At 68.3% G+C, this 15305-nt stretch carries 18 protein-coding genes; 4 read left to right on the top strand and 14 right to left on the bottom strand.

What is annotated here, in order from left to right; all coding sequences use genetic code 11:
* Positions 1-60: 60 nt before the first annotated feature.
* Complete coding sequence (locus tag AC1RCS_RS15010) at positions 61-489, top strand: hypothetical protein (RefSeq protein WP_218297901.1); 429 nt, start codon at positions 61-63, stop codon at positions 487-489.
* Between the two features lie 36 nt (positions 490-525).
* Here AC1RCS_RS15010 and AC1RCS_RS15005 read toward each other — a convergent pair whose 3' ends face one another.
* Positions 526-1530 (bottom strand): GNAT family N-acetyltransferase, encoded by a 1005-nt coding sequence (locus AC1RCS_RS15005; protein ID WP_492245249.1) that lies wholly within the window; start codon positions 1528-1530, stop codon positions 526-528.
* A 143-nt stretch (positions 1531-1673) separates the two neighbouring features.
* Between AC1RCS_RS15005 and AC1RCS_RS15000 the strand changes: the two genes are divergently transcribed.
* Together AC1RCS_RS15000 and map are read left to right on the top strand one after the other, a co-directional pair.
* The gene (locus AC1RCS_RS15000; protein ID WP_492245248.1) at positions 1674-1928 is read left to right on the top strand and encodes a ParD-like family protein; all 255 of its coding nucleotides are present in this window, start codon (positions 1674-1676) and stop codon (positions 1926-1928) included.
* Positions 1928-2719: a type I methionyl aminopeptidase gene (gene map, locus AC1RCS_RS14995; RefSeq protein WP_492245247.1), complete on the top strand. Its 792-nt coding sequence runs from the start codon at positions 1928-1930 to the stop codon at positions 2717-2719. The genes AC1RCS_RS15000 and map overlap by 1 nt, the downstream gene beginning before the upstream one ends.
* 130 nt (positions 2720-2849) lie before the next feature.
* Here the strand turns inward: map and AC1RCS_RS14990 are convergent, their stop codons facing one another.
* The 8 genes from AC1RCS_RS14990 to AC1RCS_RS14955 all read right to left on the bottom strand — a co-directional run bounded on the left by AC1RCS_RS14990 (position 2850) and on the right by AC1RCS_RS14955 (position 9774).
* On the bottom strand, positions 2850-3809 hold the full coding sequence (locus AC1RCS_RS14990; protein ID WP_369643658.1) for a Gfo/Idh/MocA family oxidoreductase: 960 nt from the start codon (positions 3807-3809) through the stop codon (positions 2850-2852).
* 1 nt (position 3810) lies between these two features.
* Complete coding sequence (locus AC1RCS_RS14985) at positions 3811-4677, bottom strand: class III extradiol dioxygenase subunit beta (protein ID WP_218297905.1); 867 nt, start codon at positions 4675-4677, stop codon at positions 3811-3813.
* A 2-nt stretch (positions 4678-4679) separates the two neighbouring features.
* Entirely contained in the window at positions 4680-5120 is a 441-nt protein-coding gene (ligA, locus tag AC1RCS_RS14980) for a protocatechuate 4,5-dioxygenase subunit alpha (RefSeq protein ID WP_492245246.1), read from the bottom strand.
* A gap of 4 nt (positions 5121-5124) precedes the next feature.
* Positions 5125-6048 (bottom strand): amidohydrolase family protein, encoded by a 924-nt coding sequence (locus tag AC1RCS_RS14975; protein ID WP_218297907.1) that lies wholly within the window; start codon positions 6046-6048, stop codon positions 5125-5127.
* A gap of 27 nt (positions 6049-6075) precedes the next feature.
* Positions 6076-7077, bottom strand: coding sequence for a Bug family tripartite tricarboxylate transporter substrate binding protein (locus AC1RCS_RS14970; protein ID WP_218297908.1), 1002 nt, complete (start codon positions 7075-7077; stop codon positions 6076-6078).
* Between the two features lie 92 nt (positions 7078-7169).
* On the bottom strand, positions 7170-7853 hold the full coding sequence (ligK, locus tag AC1RCS_RS14965) for a 4-carboxy-4-hydroxy-2-oxoadipate aldolase/oxaloacetate decarboxylase (protein ID WP_492245245.1): 684 nt from the start codon (positions 7851-7853) through the stop codon (positions 7170-7172).
* A 1-nt stretch (position 7854) separates the two neighbouring features.
* A complete protein-coding gene (locus AC1RCS_RS14960; protein ID WP_492245244.1) occupies positions 7855-8889 on the bottom strand; it encodes an amidohydrolase family protein in 1035 nt (344 codons plus the stop codon).
* A 195-nt stretch (positions 8890-9084) separates the two neighbouring features.
* Positions 9085-9774: a substrate-binding domain-containing protein gene (locus AC1RCS_RS14955; protein ID WP_492245243.1), complete on the bottom strand. Its 690-nt coding sequence runs from the start codon at positions 9772-9774 to the stop codon at positions 9085-9087.
* Between the two features lie 160 nt (positions 9775-9934).
* Between AC1RCS_RS14955 and AC1RCS_RS14950 the strand changes: the two genes are divergently transcribed.
* Complete coding sequence (locus tag AC1RCS_RS14950) at positions 9935-10855, top strand: LysR substrate-binding domain-containing protein (protein WP_218297912.1); 921 nt, start codon at positions 9935-9937, stop codon at positions 10853-10855.
* Here AC1RCS_RS14950 and AC1RCS_RS14945 read toward each other — a convergent pair.
* The 5 genes from AC1RCS_RS14945 to AC1RCS_RS14925 all read right to left on the bottom strand — a co-directional run bounded on the left by AC1RCS_RS14945 (position 10848) and on the right by AC1RCS_RS14925 (position 15304).
* Entirely contained in the window at positions 10848-11765 is a 918-nt protein-coding gene (locus AC1RCS_RS14945) for a DUF1932 domain-containing protein (protein ID WP_492245277.1), read from the bottom strand. The two genes, AC1RCS_RS14950 and AC1RCS_RS14945, sit on opposite strands and share 8 nt — an antisense overlap.
* Before the next feature lie 62 nt (positions 11766-11827).
* Complete coding sequence (locus AC1RCS_RS14940; RefSeq protein ID WP_492245242.1) at positions 11828-12808, bottom strand: Bug family tripartite tricarboxylate transporter substrate binding protein; 981 nt, start codon at positions 12806-12808, stop codon at positions 11828-11830.
* A 7-nt stretch (positions 12809-12815) separates the two neighbouring features.
* Complete coding sequence (locus tag AC1RCS_RS14935; RefSeq protein WP_218297914.1) at positions 12816-13541, bottom strand: ABC transporter ATP-binding protein; 726 nt, start codon at positions 13539-13541, stop codon at positions 12816-12818.
* Positions 13534-14307 (bottom strand): ABC transporter ATP-binding protein, encoded by a 774-nt coding sequence (locus tag AC1RCS_RS14930; protein WP_218297915.1) that lies wholly within the window; start codon positions 14305-14307, stop codon positions 13534-13536. The genes AC1RCS_RS14935 and AC1RCS_RS14930 overlap by 8 nt, the downstream gene beginning before the upstream one ends.
* Before the next feature lies 1 nt (position 14308).
* Positions 14309-15304, bottom strand: a complete 996-nt coding sequence (locus tag AC1RCS_RS14925; protein ID WP_492245241.1) for a branched-chain amino acid ABC transporter permease — start codon at positions 15302-15304, stop codon at positions 14309-14311.
* Between the last annotated feature and the right edge of the window lies 1 nt (position 15305).

The following is a 15305-nucleotide window of genomic DNA, read 5'->3' as shown; positions in this document are numbered from 1 at the left end:
GCGATACATTACGCGAAGCCGCGCGCACCGCAGCGGCCCATCCCGCCCAGGAGAAGCGCCATGCCTTCCGCCATCTACGCAGCCTTCTTCTTCACTGTCGCCATGCTCGTCACCACCGCCTACTTCCTGCTGGGCGGCCTGCCGCTGCTGATCCTCCAGCACGACGAGCCGCTCGACGCGCGGTTCGTGCGCGGTTTCTTCAATGTCTACTACAAGGCTGCATTTTGGGTGGCCCTGTGCGCGTCGGCCAGCTACGCGCTGTGGGGACAGTGGGCCTATGCCGCTGGCGCGGCGGCCATGGCAGCGGTTTCCACGGCCTTGCGCAAGCGCCTGGTGCCCGCCATGCAGCAACTGGGCAGCCAGATAGAAGCCAGGAACGGCGGGGCGGTGCAGCGGTTCCGCCGGGTGCATGCCACCGCGCTGCTCGTCAATCTTGCCCAGCTGGTGGTGCTTGTCTGGGGGCTCATCGCGCTGTCCCGGTCCCTGTGACAGCCCGCGCCTGTCGGCCGCGTGGTGCCGGTGGCGTCAGGCCCCGCGGCCGGGGGTGCCCAGCACCAGCGGCTTGCGGAACACGCAGTTGCGCTGTTCCACAACGAAGCCGCAGTCCGTATAGACGCGCAGCGCGCCGCTCGCATTCTCACTGTCCACCCCCAGCCCGGACTCCTGCATGCCTGCATCGGCCTGGGCGCGCAGGCTGCGCGCAATCAGGGCCCGCGCCAGGCCGCGGCGCCGCCAGCGCTCGCCCACGCTGATGAATTCCGTCCATCCGCGCTGGCGGCCATTGCCCGCGTTCCATGTGGTGTCGATGTAGGTGCGCACCTGGCCCGCCACCTCGTTCATCCGCACGTCCCAGGCCACCTGCCACAGGTGCGGCTGGAAGACCGGGCTGGCCAGCCAGCGCTGGTAGTCCGCCTCGTCGGGCGGTGCATAGCCCCAGTGCGCATGGAAAGCGCGGGCATGCGCATCCCAGATGGCGCGGTAGTGGCCGGGCTGCACCGCACGCACTTCCAGGCCGGCAGGCAGCGCAAAGTCGGCAATGGCCTGCAGCGTGGGGCGGCCCATGGTGAAGAAATAGCGCTCGGGCCGGTAGCCCGCTTTTTCCAGCAGCGCCGCACGTGCGGTTTCGCCCTCTGTGACGAAGGCGTGGTGCGCATGCGGGCCGGCCTGGCCCAGGGCCGCCGCCATCTCGCGCTGGCGCGCCTCCAGCCACGCGTGCAGCCGTGCGCCGATGCCCTGCCGGCGCCACCGCGGCGCAACGACCGCAAACTGCCCGTAGAGCTGCAGCCCATCGGCCTGTGCCCAATGCCAGGCACGCACATAGCCAGCGATCTCATCGCCCGCCTGCGCGATCCACACGTCCTGCTGCGGCACGCACTGGGTGAACGCGGCGTAGTCCCGCGCCACGTCCTCCACGGTGCGAAAGAACCGGGTCTGGTCGGCGGCAAAGCTGGCGTTCGCACAGGCGACCATGGCCGGAAAATCCGAGGCCCCGGCAAAAGCGCGGAATGTCACGTGCTGCGGTGGTTGCATCGGGATGGGCTCCTGGGGCGGTGTGTCCGGGGTGTGAGGGCATGGCAAGCCTGGCATTGTGGCCAGCGCACCCTGTGTGCCACCTTAAGACGCAGCCACACGTTCTATATATAATTCGTATACGTTTTGTATAGAGATCATCCATGGGTATCGTCAAGATTTCAGACCAGATGCACGAAAACCTGCGTGTCGCAGGCACCGCGCTGAGCCGCTCCATCAACGCGCAGGCCGAGCACTGGATGCGGGTGGGCATGCTGATCGAGATGCACCCCGAACTCGACCACCGCGAGATCTGCCAGTTGCTGGTGCGGGCCGAACTGGCGGGCGGCTTCGATATCGCCATGGCGGTGGACGGCCTGCCGGCCAAACCCCGCGCCGTGGCCAACGGGAAGCACTGATGGCGCGCGGCGTTCCCATCAAGTCGGCGGACGAGCTGGCCCTGTCGCGGCGCGCCGCGCAGCTGGCCGCCGAGGTGCTGCACATGATCGAGCCCCACGTGGTGCCCGGCGTGAGCACCGAGGAACTGGACCGCATCTGCCACGACCACATCGTGAACGTGCAGGGCGCGGTGCCGGCCAACGTGGGCTACCTGGGGTACCCCAAGACCATCCTCACCTCGGTCAACCAGGTGGTCTGCCACGGCATTCCGTCGCACGACAAGATCCTGAAGAAGGGCGACATCGTCAACATCGACGTGGCGGTGATCAAGGACGGCTGGTACGGCGACACCAGCCGCATGTACTTCGTCGGTGCGCCCAGCACGCTCGCCCGGCGCCTGGTGGAAACAACGTACGAAGCCCTGTGCGCGGGCATCCGGCAGGTGCGGCCCGGCGCCACGCTGGGCGACGTCGGCCACGCAATCCAGACGGTGGCGCAGCGCGAGCGCTTCAGCGTGGTGCGCGAGTACTGCGGGCACGGCATCGGGCAGGTCTACCACGACGTGCCCAACGTGCTGCACTACGGCCAGCGCGGCACCGGGCTCACGCTGGAGGCCGGCATGGTCTTCACCATCGAGCCCATGCTCAACGCGGGCGGCCGCGAGACCAGGGAGCTGGCGGACGGATGGACCGTGGTGACCAAGGACCGCTCGCTGTCCGCGCAGTGGGAGCACATGGTGGCGGTGACGCCCGACGGATACGAGGTGCTCACGGCCTGGCCGGGCGGCACGGGCAGCTACGCGCCGATCTGACCGCCGGCTTCAGCCAGGGGCACTGCGTGTGCAGGACGCCCGGGCAAGAAAAAAAGCAGCTATCGATTCGATAGCTGCCCGCGCGCTCCTGATGAGCGCAGGGGGCCTATCCAGCCCCATAAACCCAACTTCAGCCCGCGTTGAGCTGCTGCTCCAGGTCGTGCAGCACCTCGTAGCAGGCGAGCACGCGGCCCACGCTGGAGTTGGGCTCGCGGCCTTCGCGGATGGCGGCGAAGAACTCGCGGTCCTGCAGCTCGATGCCGTTCATCGACACGTCGACATGGCTCACGTCGATCTTCTCGTCCTTGCCGTTGTACAGGTCGTCGTAGCGCGCCAGGTAGGTGGCGGTGTCGCCGATGTAGCGGAAGTACGTGCCCAGCGGGCCGTCGTTGTTGAAGCTCAAGCTCAGCGTGCAGATGGCGCCATTGGCGGCCTTGAGCTGGATGCTCATGTCCATTGCGATGCCCAGCACCGGGTGGATCGGGCCCTGGATGGCGTTGGCCTTCACGATGGGGCTGCCCGCCTGGTACGCGAACAGGTCCACGGTGTGGGCGGCGTGGTGCCACAGCAGGTGGTCCGTCCAGCTGCGGGCCTGGCCCAGCGCGTTGGTGTTGGTGCGGCGAAAGAAGTAGGTCTGCACATCCATCTGCTGGATGTTGAACTCGCCGGCCTGGATCTTCCGGTGCACGTACTGGTGGCTGGGGTTGAAGCGGCGCGTGTGGCCGCACATGGCCACCAGGCCCTTTTCCTTTTGCGCGGCGACGACCTGCTGCGCGCCCTTCAGGCTGTCGGCCAGCGGGATCTCCACCTGCACGTGCTTGCCGGCCTTCAGGCATGCGATGCTCTGCTCGGCGTGCATCTGCGTGGGCGTGCACAGGATCACCGCGTCCACCTCGGGCAGGGCCAGGCTGTCGGCCAGGTCGGTGGTGACATGGCCGATGCCGTACTTGGCGGCGACTTCCTTCGTTTTGTCGAGGTCGCGGCTGATCAGCGAAACGACTTCCACGCCGTCGATGTTCTGGATGCCGTCCAGGTGCTTGATGCCGAAGGCACCCGCGCCCGCAAGCGCTACTTTGATGGTCTTGGTCATGTCAGGTGTTCTCCAGGATCAGGTGGCCCACGGCCGTGTTGGATGCGGGCACATGGTAGAAGCGGTGCACCAGCTTCGGGGGCTTGCCGCCGGCCACGTCGGCCATGGCGCCGCGCGCGATGAGCCACATCACGAGTTCGATGCCCTCGCTGCCCGCCTCGCGCACGTAGTCGATGTGCGGGATGCTGGCGGCGGCCTCGGGGTCGCTGATGAGCTTGTCGAGGAAGGCGTTGTCGAAGTCCTTGTTGATCAGGCCCGCGCGCGGGCCCTGCAGCTGGTGGCTCATGCCGCCCGTGCCCCAGATGTGCACGTTGACGTCTTCGTCGTAGCTCTCCACGGCCTTGCGGATCGCCTGGCCCAGGTTGTAGCAACGGCGGCCGCTGGGCACGGGGTACTGCACCACGTTGACCGCGAACGGGATCACCGGGCAGGGCCAGGCTCCGTCCACCGGATCCTGCGGGCCGCACATGAGCGACAGCGGCACCGTGAGGCCGTGGTCCACGTCCATGCGGTTGACGATGGTGAGGTCGAAATCCTGCTGGATGACCGACTGCGCGATGTGCGAGGCCAGGTCCGGGTGGCCGATGACCTTGGGCACGGGGCGCGGGCCCCAGCCCTCGTCGGCGGGCTGGTACTCGGCGGCGGTGCCGATGGCGAAGGTGGGGATCATCTCCAGGCTGAAGGCCGTGGCATGGTCGTTGTAGACGAGGAAGATGACGTCGGGCTTGTTGTCCTTCATCCACTGCTTGGAGAAGTCATAGCCCGCGAACAGCGGCTTCCAGTAGTCCTCTTGCGTCTTGCCCAGATCGAGCGCGGCGCCGATGGCGGGCACGTGCGAGGTGAAGACGGAGGCGGTGATACGCGCCATGTTCAGTTTCCTTTCTTTCCCGCAGCACCCTGCGGCTGGCGGTGCGCCTGGGCATCGCCGTCTTCGCCGATGACGCGGTTGCCCTGCGCCGACCGGCCGCCACCGACCATCATGGCGCGGTACTCGTCCTCGGTCATTCCGGTCATGGAGCCGGCCATCTGCTGGAAGCTCTTGCCGTCGGTGGCACCGATCTTGGCCAGGAAGTAGATGTTGCCGCCCAGGCGGATGCACCAGTTGAGGTCGCGCGCGAGCACGGCCTGCTTCTGTTCCTCGGTCATCGCCCACCCGTCGAGGTAGGCGCGCTCGTCGGCCTTGAAGCGGGCGCGGTTGTCGGCCTTCATGAGGCTCATGCAGAACTGGTTGAGCCAGTAGCCCTTGCGGCTTTGCTCGGCGTCGAAGATGGTCGTGCCGGGCACGTCCAGGTAGGGTTTGTCGAGGGACATGGCGTCAGCCCTTTTCTTCTTCCGGCCAGTACAGCCGCATGGGATTGTCCACCAGCAGTTTTTGCTGCAGCCCGGCCGTGGTGGCGATGTGCGGGATGAAGTCCACCAGCAGGCCGTCGTCGGGCATGTGGTCCTTGAGGTTGGGGTGCGGCCAGTCGGTGCCCCAGAGCACGCGGTCCGGGAACTCCTCGACCACGCGGCGCGCGAAGGGCACCACGTCGCGGTAGGCGGCCTGCTCGCCATCGAGCGCCTTGGGCCCGGCCACGCTCAGGCGCTCGGGGCAGCTGACCTTGCTCCACACATTGGGGTGCTGGCGCATGAATTTCAGGAACAGCTCGAACTCGGGCCCGTCCACGGGCTTGGTCACGTCAGGGCGGCCCATGTGGTCCACCACCACCGTGGTGGGCAGTGCGGTGAAGAAATCCCACAGCTCGGGCAGGTCCACCGCCTCGAAGTAGATCACCACGTGCCAGCCGAGCTTGGCGATGCGCGCCGCGATCTCCATGAGCTCGTCCTTGGGCGTGAAGTCCACCAGGCGCTTGACGAAATTGAAGCGCACGCCGCGCACGCCGGCGTCGTGCATGGCCTGCAGCTCCTCGTCGCTCACCGAGCGGCGCACCGTGGCCACGCCACGCGCCTTGCCGCCCGAGTGCACGAGCGCATCGACCATGGCGCGGTTGTCCGCGCCATGGCAGGTGGCCTGCACCACCACGTTGCGCGCGAAGCCCAGGTGGTCGCGCAGCGCATAGAGCTGCTGCTTGCTGGCGTCGCAGGGCGTGTACTTGCGCTCGGGCGCGTAGGGAAATTCGGCGCCGGGGCCGAACACGTGGCAGTGCGCGTCCACGGCGCCCGCGGGCACCTGAAAACGCGGCTTGCTCGGGCCGGCGTACCAGTCGAGCCAGCCAGGGGTCTTGGTGAATTCACTCATGTGCGTGCTCCTTGCGTTTCGCTCCGATCAATCCAGCGACACATTGGCCTTCCTGATCACGTCGCCAAAGCGCTGGCTCTCGTCCTTCACGAACTGGGCGAACTGCGCACGCGTGGTGGGGAACTGCTCGTAGCCGAAGGTCTTGAACTTCTCGGCCACGTCGGCCCCCGTCAGGGCCTGCTCGATGTCGCGCTTGATCTTGTCGGTGACGGCCGCGGGCAGGCCGGGCGGCACGGCGATGGCGTTCCAGCCGGTCACGGCGAAGTCCTTGGGGCCACCGGCTTCGGCCACGGTGGGCACATCGGGGAACTCGGCCGACCGCTGGGGGCCGGCGAACGCCAGCAGGCGCAGCTTGCCCGCGCGGTACAGCGGCCCGGCGGTGGCGGCGCTGCCCAGGGCGAAGTCGATGTCGCCGGTGGCGACCGAGGTGTACAGCTGCGTGGTCTCCTTGAAGATCACGTGCTCCATCTGCGTGCCGGTGGCGCTCTCGAACAGCTCGGAGCCCAGGTGCACGGGGTTGCCCACCGACCAGGAGCCGTAGTTGAGCTTGCCCGGGCGGGCCTTGGCGTCGGCCACGATGTCACCCACGGTCTTGTACTTGCTGCCCGTGCCCACGGTGAAGAAGAAGTGGGTCTTGAACAGCGGCAGCAGCGTGTCGAAGTCCTTGGCCACGTCGTAGGGCAGCTTCTTGAACAGGCTGGGGTAGGCGGCCAGGTGCACGTTGTCCAGCACGATCAGGTCGTGGCCGTCCTTGGCACCGCGCTTGAAGGCATCGATGGCGATGAAGCCGTTGCCGCCGGGGCGGTTCTCGACCACCACGGGCTGGTTCCAGATGCGGCCCAGCTTCTCGGCCACGATGCGCGCCACGCCGTCGGGACCACCGCCCACGGGGAAGGGCGTGATGATGCGCACGGGCTTGGTGGGGAAGGCCTGGGCGTGTGCGCCGTGGGATGCGAGGCCCAGGGTGGCGGCCAGGCCCAGGGCCAAGGCAAGACTGCGACGCAGGGGGGACAAGGTGCGAAAGGTCATGGGATGCAGAAAAAATAGAATGCTATAAATTCAATAGCTTCCAGCGCTTTCCAGTAAATCGCTAGAGGCCTGAAAGATTCAAAACTGGCGTGTCAGTCGATGTACCTGAGGCCCGCCTTCTCCAGGCCGGGGCGCATGTTGTACATATCCAGGCCCAGCACGCCCGAAGCGAGCTTGGCGCGCTTTTCGCCTTCGAAGCTCTCGCGCTTTTGCGCGGCTTCCAGCGTGGCGGCGGCACGTGCGGCGGGCACGCAGACCACGCCGTCGTCATCGGCCACGATCACGTCGCCCGGCGTGACGAGCGCACCGGCGCACACCACGGGGATGTTCACCGAGCCCAGCGTGGCCTTGATCGTGCCCTTGCTGCTGATGGCGCGGCTCCACACGGGGAAGTTCATCTCCTGCAGCGTCTTCACGTCGCGCACGCCGGCGTCGATGATGAGCGCGCGGGCGCCACGGGCCTGGAAGGACGTGGCCAGCAGGTCGCCGAAGTAGCCATCGGTGCACTCCGAGGTGACGGCCGCCACCACCACGTCGCCGGGCTGGATCTGCTCGGCCGCCACATGCATCATCCAGTTGTCGCCGGGCTGCAGCAGCACGGTCACGGCCGTGCCGCTGACCTGCTGGCCGCCGTAGATGGGCCGCATGTACGGCTTGAGCAGGCCCACGCGGCCCATGGCCTCGTGCACGGTGGCCGAGCCCAAAGCGGCCAGGCCGTCGGCGGCCGCGCGGTCGGCGCGGGTGATGTTGCGGTAGACAACGCCTAGTTCGTACATGTCAGAGCCCCTTTGCCTTCAGGCGTGCATCGAGTCGGGAGAACACGCGGCGCGTGTTGGCTTCGTAGATCTGGTGCTTGTCTTCGGCACTGAGGATCGTGGACGCCTCGATGTAGCGCTTGGTGTCGTCGTAGTAGTTGCCGGTGGTCGGGTCGATGCCGCGCACCGCGCCGATCATTTCGCTGGCGAACAGCACGTTCTTCACCGGGATCACCGTGTTCAGCAGGTCGATGCCGGGCTGGTGGTACACGCAGGTGTCGAAGAACACGTTGTTCATCAGGTGCTCGTCGAGCAGCGGCTTCTTCATCTCTTGCGCCAGCCCCCGGAAACGGCCCCAGTGGTAGGGCACCGCGCCGCCGCCGTGCGGGATCAGGAACTTGAGCGTGGGGAAGTCCTTGAACAAATCGCCCTGAATCAGCTGCATGAAGGCCGTGGTGTCGGCGTTCAGGTAGTGCGCGCCCGTGGTGTGGAAGCACGCGTTGCAGCTGGTGCTCACGTGGATCATGGCGGGCAGGTCGTACTCCACCATCTTTTCGTAGATGGGGTACCAGTGCTTGTCGGTCAGCGGCGGGCTGGTCCAGTGGCCGCCCGAGGGGTCGGGGTTCAGGTTGATGCCCACGGCGCCGTATTCCTTGACGCACTTTTCCAGCTCGGGGATGCAGGTGGCGGGATCGACACCAGGGCTTTGCGGCAGCATGGCCACGGGCACGAAGTGGTCGGGGAACAGCGTGGAGACGCGGTAGCACAGCTCGTTGCAGATAGCGGCCCAGGTGCTCGACACCTCGAAGTCGCCGATGTGGTGGGCCATGAAGCTGGCGCGCGGGCTGAACAGCGTGATGTCGCTGCCGCGGTCCTTCATCAGCCTGAGCTGGTTGGTCTCGATGGACTCGCGCAGCTCGTCGTCGCTGATCTTCAGGTCCGCCACCTTGGGCATCTGGGCGGGGTCCTTGATGCCGGCGATCTGCGCGTTGCGCCAGTTCTCCAGCGCCTTGGGGGCCGTGGTGTAGTGGCCGTGGCAGTCGATGATGAGGCTCATGTCTCGGTTCTCCTTATGTCTATGTCAGTTCTTCGCACCGGCCCGCAAAGCCCGCAAGCCTTGCCGCTGGCACGACGCCATCGCGAGGGACGCCAAGCAAGGGCCGCCCCGCAGCGAGGGCGTCGTCCCCCTTCCCGCAGCGCGCAGCGGTGCGAGAGAAGGGGGAAGGCGCGAAGCGCCTCGGGGGGTTGTTCCTCATACAGGCTCCATGCCCTGCTTGCGCTTGGCATCTGCAGCCTGTGGCGACGCCATGTAGGCCAGCAGTTCGCGGGCCGCGTCGGCCTGCTGCGACTTCGCGCCGATCCCGGCGGAAAACGTGGTCGTGACCTGGATGGCGGGCGGCAGCGGCCCGACGATGGTGATGCCCTGCACGTGCAGCAGCTCGCTCAATTGCTGAAAACCGAGTTCCACCTCGCCCTTGGCCACCAGCGAGCCCACGGGCACGCCGGGCGGGGCCTGCACCATGCGGCCGGCGATCTCATCAGCGATGCCCCAGCGCTCGAACAGTTTTGCCAGCGCCACGCCGCTCGGGCCGGTGGAATAGCTGATGCTGCGCGCCGCCAGCACGGCCTGGCGCACGGCGTCTTCGGAGCCGATGTCCGGCAGCGGCGCGCCTGCGGGCACGGCCACCGCCACGCCCGACTGCACCAGGTCCACCACGCTGCCGGGCACGATGCAGCCGGCCGCCAGCAGCCTGGCGATGGCGTCGGAGGCGAGCACGACCACATCGAAGGCCTCGCCGGCCAGCACGCGCTGGGCGGCGTCCACGCCGCCCACGGCCTCGATGCTGGCGCGGTGACCGGTCGCCTGCTCATAGCCGGAGGTCAGCTCGGCCAGCACCTGGCGGGTGGCCATGGACGAGATTCCGCGAAGGTGTTGGGGCATGGCGGGCGTCGATTGGAAAGGGGACAACAAGGCTGCGGCACAGGCGGCGGTGCCGCTGTGTAGGCCGATTCTGGGTGAAGGCAAGCTATACAAAAAGTAGGCACACTATCTATCAGGTATATCATTTACCGATAGGAAACACTCCCCTCTGTCGACCCCCATGGACCTCAAGCAGCTGGAATACTTTGTGCGCGTGGCCGAGCTGGGCAGCTTCACCCGCGCGGCCGCCGCGCTGGACGTGGCGCAGTCGGCACTGAGCCGCCAGATCCGCCTGCTGGAGGTGGAGCTGCGCCAGAACCTGCTGGTGCGCAACGGCCGGGGTGCCACGCCCACCGAGGCGGGCAAGCTGCTGGTGGAGCACGGGCGCGGCATCCTGCACCAGATGGCGCGGGCGCGCGAAGACATGGACCGCATGCGCGGCGGGCTTTCGGGCCGCGTGGCCATCGGCCTGCCCAACAGCGTGGCGCGGGTGATGACGGTGCCGCTGACCCGCGCGTTCCGCCAGGAGCTGCCCGAGGCGCGCCTGTCCATCAGCGAGGGGCTCTCGGGCGCCATCCTGGAGGGGCTGGTCAGCGGGCGCCTGGACATCGTGGTGCTCTACAACGCCCAGCCCTCGCGCGACATCGACGTGTCGCACCTCATCGACGAAGACCTGGTGCTGGTGCGCGTGCGCCCGCCCGGCCTGGCCGAAGACCCGCCGCCCGGCCCCATCCCGCTGGCCGAGGTGGCGCGGCTGCCGCTGATCATCCCGTCGCGCCCGAACGCCATCCGCATGCATGTGGAATCGGAAATGGCCAGCATCGGCTGCCGCCCCGAGGTGGCGCTGGAGATCGACGGCGTCTCCGCCATCCTGGACCTGGTGGCCGACGGCGCGGGCTGCGCGGTGCTGTCGCGCAATGCGCTGCTCAACTCGCCCCGGCCTTCGGCCTACACCGCCCAGGTCATCGGCACGCCTGGCAAGCCACCGCTGCGCATCGCGCTGTCGCTGGCCACCAGCCTGCAGCGGCCGGCCACGCAGGTGCAAAAGGCGGCGCTGGACCTGATCCAACGCACCGTGCCGCTGGTTTTCGAGCCTACCTAGAACGGTCCCCCGAGGGGGTTCGGGCCGCAAGCAAGGCATCCGCGTAGTCCTGCCAGCGCGCGCCTTGGGCCACGTCCGCAAACGCGCCCGTGGCGGCCAGGTCGGCCACCCACTGCTGCTTGGCGGCAATGGCCGATGCCATCACGGGCTCCATGCCTGCTTCGCGCACGGTGTGGGCGGACTCGCGCATTTCCTCCGCGCGGCGTTGGCCGTGCTGCGCCACGCGGCTCAGGAAGTACGCGCCCTGCGCGCTCCAGTCGATGCCGGGAAAGGTCTCCTGCAGCGTGGGCAGCACCTGGTCTTCCACACCGTAGTGGCGGGCCGTGGCGTAGCTCTCGGCCACCAGCGCCTCCAGGCCCTTGATCATGATGCTGCGGCACATCTTGATGGCGCTGGCGATGCCCAGTTGCGCGCTCACCGGCTTGGCATCCATGCCCCAGCGGCCCAGCACCTCCGCCAGCGCGGCGGCCTGTGCGCCGCCCAGCAGCATGGGAACGCGGATGCCATAGGGCGGCACCGAGGTCATCACGCCCGCCTCCACGTAGTGCGCGCCGCGCGCATCCACCAGCGCGGCCGCCTGCTGCTTGGTGCCGGGCGATGCGGAATTCAGGTCGAGGAACACCGTGCCCGCGCGCAGGTGCGGTGCGGCCGCTGCGGCCACGGCCAGCGTGCTGGAGGCAGTGACGGCCGAGATGACAAGGTCCGAGCGCCCGCACAGCTCGCGCACCGAGGCCGTGGCCACGACGCCCGCCCGGTCTGCGTGCGCGCGCTCTGCGGACGCTGTGCGATCGTCCCCGAACTTCAGGTCCCAGGCAGCGATGCTCGCCACGCCCGGCCGGCCCTTGAGGCCCGTGCCGAAAATCTTGCCCACCTCGCCGTAGCCAATGAGGCCGATGTGTTCAATCTGCAGGTTCATCTTTTGCCTCCGTGTCGACGCAGCCCCCGGGCGCACCATGCGCCTTGCGGAGCGCCCTACTGCCGCGCGATCTTGGCCCGGGCGATCACATCGGCCCAGCGCCGCGCGTCGGCCGCCAGGTGTTCGCTGGCCTGCGCGGGCGTGCTGCCCTGGGCCTGCAGGTTCAGCTCCAGCAGGCGTTTTTTCACGTCGGGCTGGGCCAGGGCCGCCTGCACTTCGCGCGAGAGCCGCTCCACCACGGCGGGCGGTGTGCGCGCGGGCACGGCCAGGCCGTTCCAGGACGTGACGTTGAAGCCCTCCAGCGGGCCGCCGCTTTCGCGCACCGTGGGCACACCGGGCAGCTGCGGCGCGCGCCGGGCGCCCAGCACGGCCAGCGGGCGCAGGGCCTTGGCGGCGACCTGCGGCATCAGAGCGCCGAGGATGTCCACCATGGCGTCCACCTCGCCGCCGCGCACGGCCGTGATGACCGGCGGCGTGCCGTTGAAGGGCACCACCTGGGCGTCGATGCCGGCGGTCACCTTGAAGAGTTCGGCCGCCAGGTTCTGCGTGGTGCCGATCTGCGGCGTGCCGATGTTGAGCTTGCCCGGGTGGGCGCGGCCGTAGGCCAGCAGGTCCGCCAGGGTGGAAAAGCGCCCGCCTTCGCGCACGACGATCGCGAGGTCGAAGGTGGCCAGCAGGGACACCGGCGCGAAGTCCTTGAGGGTGTCGAAAGGCAGCGAATGGAACAGCGCGGCGCTCACCGCCGTGCCGCTGCTGATGAGCAGCAGCGTGTGGCCGTCGGGCTCGGCACGCGCCACCATTTCGCCCGCCACCACGCCGCCGGCGCTGGGCTTGTTCTCGATCACCACGCTCTGCCCCAGGGGGCCCGCGATTTTCTGGCCCACCGTGCGCGCCGTGATGTCGGCCGCGCCGCCCGCGGCGTTGGGCACCACGATGCGGAGGGGGCGCGAGGGGAACGCCGGCTGCTGCGCCTGGCTCCCGGCCGCGAAAGGCACGGCGCACAACGCCAGCAGGGTTCTGCGGTGCAGGAAGGCCATGGCGGATCTACCGCGCCACGCCCAGCAGGCGGCCGAGCAGCTCGGGCTGCGCCTGCAGCTCGGCGGCCGTGCCGGTGTGCACCACGGTCCCCCGGTCCAGCACGGCGGCCTGGTCGGAGATCGCCAGGATGGCCTGCGGGTGTTGCTCCACGATGATGGCCGACAGGCCTTCTTCGCGCGTGATGCGGCGGATGGCGCGCAGCAGCTCTTCCACGATGATGGGCGCCAGGCCTTCGAGCGGCTCGTCGAGCAGCAGCAGGCGCGGGTTGAGCACCAGCGCGCGGCCCACGGCCAGCATCTGCTGCTCGCCGCCCGACAGCTGCGTGCCCAGGTTGGTCTTGCGTTCGGCCAGGCGCGGAAACATTTCGTACACGCGCTCTGGGGTCCAGGGCCGGGCACTGGAACCCTTGCGGCCGGGGCGCGCCACGGCCGTGAGGTTCTCGTGCACCGTGAGCGACTTGAAGATGTTGCGCTCTTGCGGCACCCAGCCGATGCCCGCCGCCGCGCGCTCGTGCGAGGGCAGCCTGTGCAGCACGGCACCGCCCAGCGACACGCTGCCGCCATGCTGGCGCGTGGCCCCCGCCAGGGTGTTGATGAGCGTGGTCTTGCCGGTGCCGTTGCGGCCCAGCAGCGCCAGGGTGTCGCCCTCGGCCAGCGAGAGGGAGATGCCTTGCAGCACCACGGCCTCGCCGTAGCCCGCGCTGAGGCCTTCGATCTTCAACAGCTCAGGCATGCGCATCCTCCCCATGCCCCAGGTACACGGCCTTCACCTGCGGGTCGTTGGCAATCGTGTCCGGGTCACCCTCGGTGAGCACCGTGCCGTTGACCAGCACCGTCATGCGGTTGGCAAAGCTGAAAACCAGGTCCATATCGTGTTCGATCAACAGTACCGAGACATCGGCGGGCAGTGCCGCCACGGTCTGCAGCAGTTCTTCGCGTTCGCCCGCAGGCACGCCGGCCACGGGTTCATCCAGCAGCAGCACGCGCGGTTCGCAGGCCAGGGCGATCGCGATCTCCAGCAGGCGGCGCTTGCCGTAGGCCAGCACGCGCGTTTCCTCGGCCATCACGGAGGTCAGGTGGAACTGCTCGAGCAGTTGCTCGCAGCGCTCGGTGACCGCACGGCGCGCGCCCAGCGGCTGCCACCATTTGCCGCCCAGGCCCTGGTGCTGCGACACGGTGAGCGCCAGGGTTTCCAGCGGCGTGAGGCTGTCGAACAGCTGGTTGATCTGGAAGGTGCGCACCATGCCGCGCGCCACGCGCTGGTGCGGCGCCAGGCGCGTGATGTCCTGCCCTTCGAGCACGATGGAGCCTTCGGTGGGCTCCAGCACGCCGGTCAGCAGGTTGATCAGCGTGGTCTTGCCCGCGCCGTTGGGGCCGATGAGCGCATGGCGTGCACCCTTTTTCAGATCGAGCGTGACGTTGTTCGTGGCCGTGATGCCGCCGAAGCGCTTGACCAGTCCCTGCGCCGACAGCACGGTGGTGGAGGTTGTCGTGTTCATATCAATGGCCTCCCGCGCTGGAGCTGGCGCCGGGCTTGCGCCCGGCGCGGAACCATGTCCAGGGGCGGAACAGGCGGTCGCGCCCGACCAGCACCAGCACCACGAGGAACAGGCCGATCCAGAACGTCCAGTACTGCGGCGTGACGGAGGAGATCACGTCCTGCAGCAGCTTGAAGCCCACGGCGCCCAGGATGCCGCCGTAGAGCCAGCCCACGCCGCCGATCACGAGGATCAGCATCACGTCTGCCGAGCGGTGGAACTCGAACAGGTCCAGCGACGCAAAGCCCGTGGTCTGCGTGAGCAGCGCGCCCGCGGCGCCCGCCAGCGCGGCGGCCAGCGTGTACACCTGCGCCAGCTTGGCCGTGACGGGGATGCCGATGGCCATGGCGCGCAGCCGGTTGTCGCGGATGGCCTTGAGCGTGGCGCCGAACGGCGACTGCACGATGCGCCGCGCGATGAGAAAGAACACCAGCAGCACGGTGAGCGAATACCACGCCGCCGTGCGCCCGTACAGGTCGAACTCGAACTGGCCGAGCACCGGGCCCATCACCACGCCCTGCAGGCCGTCGGCGCCGCCCGTCAGCCAGTCGAGCTTGTTGGCCAGCTCCAGCATGATGAGGCCCACGCCCAGCGTGACCATGAGCCGCGTGAGGTCGGTGCCGCGCATGATGGTGAGCGAGGCCACCACCCCCAGCACCGTGGCCGCCGCGATGCCCACCGCCAAGCCCACCAGCGGGTCGGGCATCACGTGCTTGGCGAACAGCGCCGCCGCATAGCCGCCCAGGCCGAAGAAGGCCGCATGGCCCAACGACACGATGCCGGTGTAGCCCAGGATCAGGTCCAGCGACAGGGCGAACAGCGCCACGATGGCGATCTCGTTGATGATGAGCGCATGGCTGGGCAGCGCCAGCGGCGCCACGAAGGCCAGAATCCAGAAGATGGGTTCCCACCAGCGAAAGCGCCGGGCCTTCAAGAGGATGGAGGTCTGAGCGTTCATC

The sequence above is a fragment of the Acidovorax sp. GW823-FHT01C06 genome (assembly GCF_058798375.1).
Note: the sequence above shows the minus strand (reverse complement) of the source record. Positions and strands in the feature narration are given on the sequence as shown.

Bases quoted from the DNA above. Each gene is read 5' to 3' on its own strand.
- AC1RCS_RS14985 (WP_218297905.1), bottom strand. From the start codon at position 4,677: ATGGCGCGTATCACCGCCTCCGTCTTCACCTCGCACGTGCCCGCCATC.
- AC1RCS_RS15005 (WP_492245249.1), bottom strand. From the start codon at position 1,530: ATGCAACCACCGCAGCACGTGACATTCCGCGCTTTTGCCGGGGCCTCG.
- AC1RCS_RS14940 (WP_492245242.1), bottom strand. From the start codon at position 12,808: ATGGCCTTCCTGCACCGCAGAACCCTGCTGGCGTTGTGCGCCGTGCCT.
- AC1RCS_RS14990 (WP_369643658.1), bottom strand. From the start codon at position 3,809: ATGACCAAGACCATCAAAGTAGCGCTTGCGGGCGCGGGTGCCTTCGGC.
- AC1RCS_RS15010 (WP_218297901.1), top strand. From the start codon at position 61: ATGCCTTCCGCCATCTACGCAGCCTTCTTCTTCACTGTCGCCATGCTC.
- map (WP_492245247.1), top strand. From the start codon at position 1,928: ATGGCGCGCGGCGTTCCCATCAAGTCGGCGGACGAGCTGGCCCTGTCG.
- ligK (WP_492245245.1), bottom strand. From the start codon at position 7,853: ATGTACGAACTAGGCGTTGTCTACCGCAACATCACCCGCGCCGACCGC.
- AC1RCS_RS14970 (WP_218297908.1), bottom strand. From the start codon at position 7,077: ATGACCTTTCGCACCTTGTCCCCCCTGCGTCGCAGTCTTGCCTTGGCC.
- AC1RCS_RS14955 (WP_492245243.1), bottom strand. From the start codon at position 9,774: ATGCCCCAACACCTTCGCGGAATCTCGTCCATGGCCACCCGCCAGGTG.
- AC1RCS_RS14935 (WP_218297914.1), bottom strand. From the start codon at position 13,541: ATGCCTGAGCTGTTGAAGATCGAAGGCCTCAGCGCGGGCTACGGCGAG.
- AC1RCS_RS14930 (WP_218297915.1), bottom strand. From the start codon at position 14,307: ATGAACACGACAACCTCCACCACCGTGCTGTCGGCGCAGGGACTGGTC.
- AC1RCS_RS14975 (WP_218297907.1), bottom strand. From the start codon at position 6,048: ATGAGTGAATTCACCAAGACCCCTGGCTGGCTCGACTGGTACGCCGGC.
- AC1RCS_RS15000 (WP_492245248.1), top strand. From the start codon at position 1,674: ATGGGTATCGTCAAGATTTCAGACCAGATGCACGAAAACCTGCGTGTC.
- AC1RCS_RS14925 (WP_492245241.1), bottom strand. From the start codon at position 15,304: ATGAACGCTCAGACCTCCATCCTCTTGAAGGCCCGGCGCTTTCGCTGG.
- ligA (WP_492245246.1), bottom strand. From the start codon at position 5,120: ATGTCCCTCGACAAACCCTACCTGGACGTGCCCGGCACGACCATCTTC.
- AC1RCS_RS14960 (WP_492245244.1), bottom strand. From the start codon at position 8,889: ATGAGCCTCATCATCGACTGCCACGGCCACTACACCACGGCCCCCAAG.
- AC1RCS_RS14950 (WP_218297912.1), top strand. From the start codon at position 9,935: ATGGACCTCAAGCAGCTGGAATACTTTGTGCGCGTGGCCGAGCTGGGC.